This is a genomic window from Rhodopirellula maiorica SM1 (genome assembly GCF_000346295.1).
Classification (GTDB): domain Bacteria; phylum Planctomycetota; class Planctomycetia; order Pirellulales; family Pirellulaceae; genus Novipirellula; species Novipirellula maiorica.
Map to the genome: position 1 here is coordinate 18,383 of NZ_ANOG01000622.1, position 10,447 is coordinate 28,829.

Genomic DNA, 10,447 nt, shown 5'->3' on the forward strand with positions numbered 1-10,447 from the left:
GCACTTAACGCAAAGTACAGACCAAACAGCCTCGCCGATCATAAGAACGTTTTGAGCGCACAAAACGTTCAATTCGTTAAACCGATACAGCCATCCCCAAACAACAAAAAAAACGCCCTGAAATGCGGCAAATTCACCAGTCGCCACAAACAAACAGCAAAAACAACGTTTTTTGTCTCATTACACCTTGCCAAGCCGTAGGCGACTTTTGCCTTGACCCTACAATCACTGGCGATCGGGAATCAGATCGAAAAACGTCCGAAACGTTCAAAACCAATTCAGCGTGGACGTTTTCCGATCGATCTCGTCCGCTGCCTGCCATTTAATGATCCCCCCTCTTGGAAACGATCCCGTGGCTGCTCGCCAACCTCACTACTCGCCCAAACAAATCGCCGATGCACTGCAAGTCAGCGAATCGTCCGTCAAACGTTGGTGCGATCGCGGCACCATTAACACGATACGGACGGTCGGCGGCCATCGGCGAATCGCACTGGACGGGCTGCAGGCCTTTCTCAGCCAAGCGGATCGTGCCCTGGTCAATCCCGATGTGCTCGGGCTACCCGCGTTGTCGTCATGTCGAAAATCAGAGATTTCCGGAGCCGACACTGCGGACCAGCGGCAATTCCGCAACGCCATAGCGGTCGGCGACGAACCAACCTGTCGGCAAATCCTTCATGCCCGGATCGCGTCTCGCCGCAAAGACCAGGGGCAAACCTGTGCTGAAATTGCCGAATGGTTGATCGCCGACGCGATGCACGGACTCGGCGATGCATGGTGCAGCAACGAATTGGACGTCTACCAAGAGCGCCGCGCCTGTGGCATCGCCCACCGGCTGATCAGCGAATTGACTGCGACCTTGCCGCCACCCAAATCAACAGCGTTGACCGCCGTGGGAGGGGCCCCCGAAGGCGATCACTATCAGTTGCCGATGATGTTGGTTCAATTGGCGCTCCGCGAACGCGGATGGAATTCCGTGTGTCTGGGAAACCACTTACCACTACAAAGCTTTGCCCAGGCGGCTCACGACTATCATTCCGACATGGTCTGGCTGAGCGTTTCGGCGATGGCCGACGCGACGGCGTTTATCGCCGAAGAAACCAAATTGGCGGCCGATCTCGGCGAGCATATCCCGCTGCTGGTGGGCGGCCGAGCGCTTTGCGATGAGATTCGACCACGGTTACGCTACACCGCTCATTGCGATAATTTGCGTCAATTCGTCGAATTAGTCGCGATGATGCAATTAAGCCTGCGACGTTAACCATCTCAATGCGATGCCGAGTAAACGCAATGCCAAGTGACAGCGAAAGGTCCCCTGCCCCTGATCCCTCTGGCCAAGAGTCGGCGGACCCCGGATCTGATAGCGATCCTGCGGAAACGCAACGACAGCAAGCGGAAAGGACTGCGACGCCACTGCCTCGCAGTGTTGCCTTGCCCACGCGCGCCATAGACGAGAGCGGATTGGATCTTAGCGAAACACCTGCGGCTCGCATTGCCGCATCAATGCGTCAACGGCTGTATGCACGCTCGGTATTTTACCCCACGTTGGCATGGAACTTCACTCTGGGGCGAATCCTGAGAGTGCGTCGCTGGTGGGACTACATCGACCCTAGCGTAATTGTCGGGGCTTACCCGTTTGCTCGCGATGTTCCAGGGCTTTCCGCCGAAGGGGTTCGTGCGGTCGTCAACACGTGCGAAGAGTATCCAGGCCCGTTGAAAGCCTATAAAACCTTTGGCATCGAACAACTCCATATGCCGACAACCGATTTTACGCATCCGTTGTTCGAGGATGTTTGCAGGGCTGTTGAGTTTGTGCAGCAGCACGTGGAAGATCAGGGCAAAGTCTATATCCACTGCAAAGCTGGACGCGCCCGAAGTGCCACGGTGGCGATTTGCTGGTTGATCAAACACCGAGGGCTATCGATCAGCGATGCACAAGCGACGCTGTTGGTGGCGCGTCCTCATATCAATCCGCGATTGGGCCAGCGACCGGTCGTTCAACAATTTGCCGAACGCTGGGGCACGTCATCGTCGTGAGCACGAGAATGAGGGTTGATCTTGGGGATGCACCAGTGATGGAACCAAGCCATCAAACGACCCCCTGAAGGCTACAAACGGCACCGCGTAGGCAGCGGGCAATGCCTTTGATTTAAGCTGCCAGGCAAGAGTCTTTCCGTATATCAGCCGCTTTGGCGCTAGGCGGCGTGTTGATTTAGTGAGCCGCTCGCGCGTCAGCGGCCGGGTTCCACGCATTACCCGGTGCCTTACGGCCCTCGGCTCACCGATGCGATTTGCATTTCGATTAAATCAACAGGCCGCTAGCCACGGTTGCAACTTTCAACCGGGGCTAGCGGCCACACGGCTAACGGAATTTCACCCAATGATTCCTGTCTACCTGCTTTAAAACGATTTAGGTGCGGTGAGAATACAGCCTCGCACGTCACTGATGACAGATCGCCAACTCCGTTCGAACTCTGCGTAGGTGATGCTGCGGAGACCGGGCGCGGCCATCAGCGGATCGACGATCGAAATCAGCTTGCGATTAGGATCAAATCCGTTGATGACCACCGTGTGCCCGCCCGGCGGCACGTAGGTGTCGACGATCACCGGGCGGCCTTCGCGAAGCGACTTTTCAATGACGGCCATGCCAGCAGCGAAACCGTCGGCGTCCGTCGCAAAATGTTGCCGGGTCCAAACGACCCCCATTTTCTCTAGACCATCCACCAAGTCTTTGAAGTACGTACCGGAAAATTCGGGTTTCGTCGTAACGGAGTTTGCAAGTTGTTTGATCTGTTGCGGCGGCACCTGCATTCCGTATCGCAGCAGCACAATCGACGCGCTCGTAGGAGCACAAAGCCGCTCGCCCTGCCTCAGATGCACCAAGGGCAGGAATACATAGTTGGGTTGCTCTCCGCTGGGTTTGCCAACACTCTTCCCGCTGGACTGAATCTTGGAATTCGCAAGTGACGCATCATCGGGCTTCGCACTGACCTTTTCCACGATCCAGTCGTGCTTGAACACGATGTCGTCGAACGCCCCTTTGCCGCGAAACCAATACTTTGGCATCTGCACGAAGCCCATTGGTTTGACGCCCCAAAGATCGGTGTCGATGAGCACTTCCTGGTCAAAGTGAAAGGTCACAAAATTGCCAGCTTGGATACCGAAGTACTTGGTCTTCGTGGGCGTGTTGTCGTGCAGCACCGCCGAAGCGGCGTCGACAGGGATCCAGCCAATGTCTTTCGCAAAAAATTCCGCGATCACATGGAAAGCATCGTCACGATCGCCTCCGCGTTTTGATGCTCGGCTGGCCGATTTTGCCCACCTCCCGACAAGCGTTCGCGCCGGAATCGCTTCGCTACGCATCACCGTGGTGAATAGAATCGACAATCCACCGCAATCGGTTTCGTTGAGCTGGCAAAGATTCGTCGCCGTCCGCTCCTGGCGGAACTCGTATTGATAGGAATAGTCAGTGGTGATGGTTTGAAAGACGCGGTGAGCAAACGCAAATTCGCTTTCCCGTTTTTCGCGAACAAAACCATGCTGTTCTTTCCACGCTCTGAATGCTTCGGATTCGTAGTCAAAGTATCGGTCAGGAACCAGATAACGATCACGCTCCGATGGCAACAGGTCTTGCACGTCCGAATGTCGTTGACTGCGACGTTTCAGCTTTCGCGAATAGAGCTGGACCGTGATCGCGGACTCATACGAGGACGTTGAGGGCGTCTCCGGCGCAGCGACTTTGACTTTCGACCGAAGCAGTGGACGCTTCTCTGGCGACTGATCGACGATCTCCTCCGCATCCAGACTGGTCGCTTGATCGATAACTTGCTGCCCGTCAAAACTTGGTACTTGCGGTACGACCACGACCCACGTATTGACCGCCATCGACGGTGTGGTCAACGAGCCTTTTAAAGTGCCAACAATCCGCTGGGATTCTTCTCGGACCATTTCAAGCTGAGGATTCGCCGCACCCTTGTTGCGAGGCAGTGAAGCCAGTGCCGATTTCTGCGCAGGCGTGAACTCCGTCGGGTCTTCACCCTCACGATCCTGTGCCTCGGCATATCCCCACACCACACTTACCAACAGGAATGCCGCCGTCGCGATCCGTCTCATTTGTTACCTCAAGTGAACCTGATAAACAGATTGTCCCTGCCAACACTCAGTCGCGTCATGCGGCGACTTTCGAGCGGCGCCATTCGATGGCTCCGGAACACCAGTCTAAGTTACGATGCACTGGAGATCAAACAGCACGGGTTCAAGATGTGTCTTCACGTGCTGCGGAGACCATTGGCGGCGGCACAGGTTCAATCGAGATTGTCCAAGACGGATTTCCCGCACGCAAGCTTTGCCTTTGTCACACCTTCTGATCGCCCCGCCCCATTGTTTTCGGCGAGTCTAAGTGTTTTCGGCGAGTCCATAAAAAAAGAGTTCACCGTATGCCACGGCGAACCCTTTGGAAAATCAACAAACTTGCGGACGAGTTGACATACAATCGAGCGAGCATTGAGCCTCTGCTGCAAACTCGCCCCAACTGCCTCAGCTTTGGTGTCCCGATTCGATCTGGCCTTCCTTGATCACAATCGAGATACCGTCACGGATTTGCAACGCCTCGTCTTCGCCTTGATGCTCAACCCCGGCTTGGTTGGTGATCTTCACATTTTCGCCGATGCGGCAATTCTTGTCCAAAATGGTCCCCTCGATCACGCTACCGTTGCCGATTCCCATCGGCAGCACGCCCGCAGGAAGTTCGGTTTTTTCGCATTCGATATCGTCGGCTCCCATGACGACCGAGTCCTTGATCGTGACGTTGTCGCCGATCACGGTCCGCAACCCAATGACACTGTTTTTGATCGTGACGTTATCACCAATGCGACAACCATCCGCGATCAAACTTGACTCAATATGCGCATCCCCCATGATCGTCGGAGGCAGAAAACGAGGCCGGCTGTAGATCGGCGCATTGGGATCACGAAGTTCAAACGGAGGTGCTTTGCCCGCCAGCGACAAGTTGGCTTCGTAGAAGGCACGAATCGTTCCGATGTCTTCCCAATAGCCGTCAAACAGATGCACTTGAACTTTGTGCGATTGCAGCGACTGCGGGAAAATTCCTTTACCAAAGTCTTCGTGCGACGATGTGTTCAGCAGATCCACCATCACGGACTTATTGAAAATGTAAAGCCCCATGCTGGCCAAACAATCACGTCCGTGGCTCTCGACGCCTCGGGCATCGATCCAAGCGGGATCCATACGTACTGTCGCCAGTTCTTCTTCGGTTTTGAGGCTTTTCGACAAACCCGGTCACTCGGCCCGAGTCATTGACCTGCATGATTCCCAGCGACGACGCGTCGTCTCGCGAAACCGGGATCCCCGCGATCGTGGCATCCGCGCCCGATTCAATGTGGGTCCGCAACATATCGCGAAAGTCCATACGATACAGTTGGTCCCCCGACAGGATCAGCACGTGTTCGATCCAGTCCTCTTGTAGATGGACGAGGTTTTTTCGCACCGCGTCCGGCAGTGCCTTGGTACCAATCGGTCGACTCGTCGACGGTTTGCTGCGCGGCAAGCAGTTCGACAAAACCGCCGCTGAAGTGATCAAAGTGGTACGTTTGCCGCAGGTGGCGATGCAAGCTTTCCGATAGAAACTGAGTCAACACGTACACGCGATTCAGTCCGCTGTTGATACAGTTGCTGATCGGAATGTCGATCAAGCGGTATTTGGCGGCCAACGGAACGGCGGGTTTAGCGCGGATTTTCGTCAACGGAAACAAGCGAGTTCCGCGACCGCCACCCAGAATCAAAGCAATCGTATTTTTTAGGTCCATGACGTATCTCGTAGTTAATCCAAGTAAGAAAAGCTTCTCAGTGGCAGGTGCCTTGTCGCCCCAAAACGCACAACGCTGACGCACGATTTTCGTGGAATCCGAAGAGTGAAGCAAGAAAAGGGGGGAACCCGTTTTTTTAACCTCCTCTCATGCGGGCGCGAAGTGTTATTCACGCCGGGTTTACCAATACTTCTCAAAACGAATCGATCCAGGCCCGTGATAATCGTGAGCGTCTTGAAATCCGGCATGTTTTAACAATGGAATCATGCCTGGGTTGGTCGGCGGCTCGGCTCCCGGCGGCACGTAGCCAATCATCGCAGGATTGCCACACAGAAAAACGTGCGTCCGCTTCGGATCGAGTGGGTCGCCGACCATTTCAGCCAATCGTCCCGACACGAACAGTTCTTGGATGTATTGTTTGCCGACGTAGCGAGGATGATGTGGATCGAGATTCTCAGGATCCCGGGTTGTCACCGCCAAGTAACAATAATTGCCAAAGGTATCCATCAGTTGGGCGTGTTGTTGGGCATACGCCAAATCTTTGCGATGGCGAACGCAGGTCACATTGACAATCCGCCCGCGATGGTTGTTCACCAGCAATTCGGTCGCCATCGCATTGTGCGGTGCCTCGCCCGTTCCTGTGCCGAGCAGCAGAATCGTCTCGTCCGGACGAATCTCGGGGCCAAGCGTGTAATGCCCGACGATTTTTTTTCCGACCATCAATCGGTCACCCACCTGTTGCCGGAACAAACGCGGCGTCAACGCAGGAGGTCCCTTGTCACGTGAGTCCGCTTTGCGAACCAACGTGACATAAAACTCGAGATAATCGACTGAGTTGACCGACTTCAGATTCCCCAAGGGGTCCAGCATCGGGCACGAGATCGAATAAGCTCGCTGAACCACTTTGGATTGCTTGCTAAACGGCAGCACTTCGCGTTGAGTCCCGGCCAGCCGAGGTTCCCAGTTGCCGAGTCCTAAAGTGACATATTGACCAGGTTCGAATGAGGGGAACGGAGTATCGGGACGAATTCGAAATCGGCTCAGGTCCGAGTGAGAGTCGATACGTTCGATGATGGTCGCGTTGTAATACTTTTCCTGCAAACTGCGGATCCGCTCGGCTGTCAGGGGTCCCGAGTCAATCGTCTCACTCAATGCGAACTCTCCACCGTGAATACTGAAGGGAATCACCCTAAATGGGCATTAGCGACTCGATTCGTGACCTAAAGCCGTCTGCAAATTAATATAATAGGTATTTATGGGCCGAGTCTTGATAACTTGGCTTCAAATCGCAGCGCAAACTGAATATTTTTCAGTAGCGTCGTTCTTGTTGACTGTTTCTTTGTCGTTTTATTTGACGAGCGTTCCATGCAATTCCCCCAATTGCTGTTTGTTGCGATCCGTGCTGCCGCGGATTACGTGTCCACCCTACGTCTGCCCGCTCGTCGCGTGCCCTTGGTGTTGCCGATGGCGGTGATCTTTGCGGTTTGGACGCTGGTGCCAACCCCAACGCGAGCCGAAACATGGACCGCATTGCGAGGCAACCACAGCGTGGACGCCGAACTTTTAGGCATCTGGGAAGGCAATGCGATTTTAAAAATGTCCGATGGCCGTCGCGTTTCGGTTCCTTTGATCAATTTGATTAGCGACAGCCGGATTCATGCCAACAAAGTGAACGAAACCATCCAAACGCATCGCGCCGAATTGGTCAGCGAACTCAAGGCGCAAGCGGCCGAGGCGGCTGCCCCCGCCCCGACCCCGCTTCCCCAACCGCCGGCGGCCCCGGAGTATCGACCACTCGACAAAGGCGCGACTGCAATCGAAACGCTGCAACATCTTCAAGATCAATCCGCCTCGGGACACTTGTTGTTGGCCTACTTTGATTCGTTGCCCCCCAAATATCGCGCCGACCTTGATGGAATTGTCAAAGCAGGTGCCCAAAAACTGGACGCCGCAAGCATCGATTCCACCGTGGGTCCGCTCTACCGAGCAGCCGATCTGGTCGTCACGCATCAAAATTGGATCTTCAGCCATCCACGTATGAAGATGCTGGACGCCAACACCCGAGAAATCTTGCGCACACTGCTGCTGAATGCGGCCGGCGCAATCCGTGCGACTCTGGATCCGGCAGCTCTCACGACCGAGAAACTTGACTCGATGCAATTACGTGACTGGCTGGTCCAGCGTGACAGCGCCGTCGCACCGCATCTGTATGCGATCAACAGTGTATTGCCCTCCACCGCTGCGACGTTTGAAGAGTACGACGCGAGCCAACAGAATCAGTACGATCCGTACGGTGAGGAATCCGGCTATGGCACCGAATCGAGTATGGAAATCGCCGAGTTATCTGGTGAAGAAGGACCTCCCGGCGATTCACCTGTCCAACCAGATGCCGCGACGCCAGCTAAACCGGAATCCAATGATGCGAAAATCAAAGTCACCCAAAACGGACGTTCGGTCATCCTCGATATGGTCCGAGTCGATGGGTACTGGATTCCTAAGTCACTTTCCGAAAACTGGAAAGAATCGGTGGCGTCAAAAAAAGAAAAAGCAGCCGCTTCGGGATTAATGTCGTTGGTGGATTCACCCGCGATCACCGCTGTGGGATCGATGCTGCAACCCACTATCGATACGCTTTCCTCGGCCAACACCGCCGAAGAATTTCACCAAGCGATGGAAACTGTATTTCAACAAGCTCAAACGTTTGCTTCGGTGCTGGGGGGACTTGCCGGAAATTCCTCCGAGATCTCCAACCCATGGCAACCCGCCAAATCGTCTCGCTCCTCACACAATAGCGACGGCTACACGGACGAAGAGTATCGCGAAGAAATGGAAATGCAGTACAACACGGACGTCCCCTAGGCTTTGTCTGAGAAACCGCTCAAACTCGCCTTTCGCTTTGCGACAGTCGTGGGAAAAGGCCGCTCTTGCGAAGCGAGAAACCGCTTTTCAGACAGAGCCTAGTGCGGTCGGCCCTCGACGATACCAGCAAATTACACTCGATCGGAATCCTGTCAGGCGTGTCGGAAGAAACTGAATCAACCGTTGCAATTGTCGGTGGCGGTTTGTCAGGACTCGCCACCGCCGCCCATCTGCACCTGAAAAACCCCGATCGAAAACTCGTGGTGCTCGAATCGTCTCACCGCGTGGGCGGAGTCATTCATACCGAGCGAATCGATGATTTTGTGCTCGATCATGGCGCCGACATGTTCGCGCTGAACCCGCCGGCGGCGATCAACCTGTGTCGTCAGTTGGGAATCGAAGATCGCTTGATCCTGCCCAACCAAACCGGCCGTGGCGCCATGATTGTTCATCGCGGAAAATTGAAGCCGTTGCCGGATGGCTTTGTGTTGATGCGGGCCACCAAGATGCTGCCGATACTGACCACGGGGCTGCTATCGCTACGCGGCAAGTTACGAATGGTCGCCGAAGCACGAGTGCCCAAACGCACCAAGATCGATGACGAAAGCGTGGCCAGTTTTGTCCGCCGCCGGCTCGGAAACGAAGTGCTGCAACGAATCGTGGGCCCCTTGGTCGCCGGCATCTACACGGCCGATGTTGAAAAACTCAGCATGAACGCAACGATGAAGCCATTCGTCGAGATGGAACGTCAATACGGCTCGCTGACACGGGCTACATTTGCACGTCGCCGATCGGGACAAGATTCAGTGGAACGCAACAGCACCGGTGCTCGCTACGAGCAATTCCGAGCTTTCCCGGACGGAATGATCGAACTTCCTAAACGACTTAGCGAATCGCTGCCTGCAGGAACCGTTCATTTGCAATGTGGCGTTCAGTCGATTCAACGGCTTGATGACCGATGGTTGGTCCAGGATACCGACGGAGGCTCCGGGCTGTACGACAATGTGGTCTTGGCAACACCGGCGAGGGTCAGTTCACGTCTGTTACTAGACATCGCTCCCGCCGCGGCAGCAGAGCTTGCTTCGATCGAATCCTCTTCAACTGCGATTGTTATGATGGCGGTTCGCCGCGAGGACATTGCCGAAAAACGTCGCATGTTCGGCTTTGTCGTTCCTCCGATCGAACGGCGCAGAATTTTGGCAGCCAGCTTCGCCAGCGAAAAATTTGCCGGACGCGCCCCCCAGGATCATGTCATCGTGCGAGTCTTTATCGGCGGCACGCTGCAACCGGAACTATTAGAAAACGATGACGAAACTCTTGTCGACATTGCCCGCAGTGAATTGGCAGATCTGATTGGGCTCCGCGGCATCCCAGTCGTCACTCGCGTCGTTCGCTGGAACAACGCAATGCCTCAGTACACGCTCGGTCACGTCGAACGGGTACAGCGAATCCGCGAATCCATCGACTCCACCCCCGGAATTCACTTAATCAGCAACGCGTTGGATGGAGTTGGAATCGCTCCCGTGATCGCGGCTGCCGAAAAACTTGCCAATCAAATTGACTAGCGAAGTTATCTCGGCCGAGTGTTTTCAATAGTGGGGTGGCTTTTCGTCCAGTGGGTCCTGGGCCGGTTCCTTACTCTCCTTCAGATCGTCCATCTTCTCCTTCATCGCCTTTAACACGGCTTGCATGCGATCTTGCCGCATCGCCTGCTCAGTAACAACTTCGTTCAATTGGTCATACGCATGCTGCATATGGGTGATCTT

At 54.9% G+C, this 10,447-nt stretch carries 10 protein-coding genes; 4 read left to right on the forward strand and 6 right to left on the reverse strand.

The window, feature by feature from the left end:
* The first annotated feature begins 352 nt into the window (after positions 1-352).
* Positions 353-1,258, forward strand: a complete 906-nt coding sequence (locus RMSM_RS20005) for a helix-turn-helix domain-containing protein (RefSeq protein WP_040768392.1) — start codon at positions 353-355, stop codon at positions 1,256-1,258.
* Between the two features lie 29 nt (positions 1,259-1,287).
* Positions 1,288-2,034 (forward strand): dual specificity protein phosphatase family protein, encoded by a 747-nt coding sequence (locus tag RMSM_RS20010; RefSeq protein WP_008700254.1) that lies wholly within the window; start codon positions 1,288-1,290, stop codon positions 2,032-2,034.
* 363 nt (positions 2,035-2,397) lie between these two features.
* On the opposite strand, the gene RMSM_RS37155 is transcribed toward RMSM_RS20010, so the two are convergent.
* The 5 genes from RMSM_RS37155 to RMSM_RS20025 all read right to left on the reverse strand — a co-directional run bounded on the left by RMSM_RS37155 (position 2,398) and on the right by RMSM_RS20025 (position 6,974).
* A complete protein-coding gene (locus RMSM_RS37155) occupies positions 2,398-4,110 on the reverse strand; it encodes a transglutaminase domain-containing protein (protein ID WP_008700256.1) in 1,713 nt (570 codons plus the stop codon).
* 423 nt (positions 4,111-4,533) lie between these two features.
* Entirely contained in the window at positions 4,534-5,289 is a 756-nt protein-coding gene (locus RMSM_RS43815) for a sugar phosphate nucleotidyltransferase (RefSeq protein ID WP_236622228.1), read from the reverse strand.
* Entirely contained in the window at positions 5,195-5,503 is a 309-nt protein-coding gene (locus RMSM_RS43820) for a sugar phosphate nucleotidyltransferase (protein WP_390173204.1), read from the reverse strand. The genes RMSM_RS43815 and RMSM_RS43820 overlap by 95 nt, the downstream gene beginning before the upstream one ends.
* Positions 5,391-5,822 (reverse strand): sugar phosphate nucleotidyltransferase, encoded by a 432-nt coding sequence (locus tag RMSM_RS43825; RefSeq protein WP_008700259.1) that lies wholly within the window; start codon positions 5,820-5,822, stop codon positions 5,391-5,393. The genes RMSM_RS43820 and RMSM_RS43825 overlap by 113 nt, the downstream gene beginning before the upstream one ends.
* A gap of 180 nt (positions 5,823-6,002) precedes the next feature.
* Entirely contained in the window at positions 6,003-6,974 is a 972-nt protein-coding gene (locus RMSM_RS20025) for a ferredoxin--NADP reductase (RefSeq protein ID WP_236622229.1), read from the reverse strand.
* A gap of 213 nt (positions 6,975-7,187) precedes the next feature.
* On the opposite strand from RMSM_RS20025, the gene RMSM_RS20030 reads away from it, so the two are divergent.
* Both RMSM_RS20030 and hemG read left to right on the forward strand, forming a co-directional pair.
* A complete protein-coding gene (locus tag RMSM_RS20030) occupies positions 7,188-8,681 on the forward strand; it encodes a hypothetical protein (protein WP_008700263.1) in 1,494 nt (497 codons plus the stop codon).
* 158 nt (positions 8,682-8,839) lie between these two features.
* Positions 8,840-10,246, forward strand: a complete 1,407-nt coding sequence (gene hemG, locus RMSM_RS20035; protein WP_008700265.1) for a protoporphyrinogen oxidase — start codon at positions 8,840-8,842, stop codon at positions 10,244-10,246.
* 24 nt (positions 10,247-10,270) lie between these two features.
* Here the strand turns inward: hemG and RMSM_RS43830 are convergent, their stop codons facing one another.
* Positions 10,271-10,435: a SlyX family protein gene (locus RMSM_RS43830; protein WP_008700267.1), complete on the reverse strand. Its 165-nt coding sequence runs from the start codon at positions 10,433-10,435 to the stop codon at positions 10,271-10,273.
* Positions 10,436-10,447: the final 12 nt, after the last annotated feature.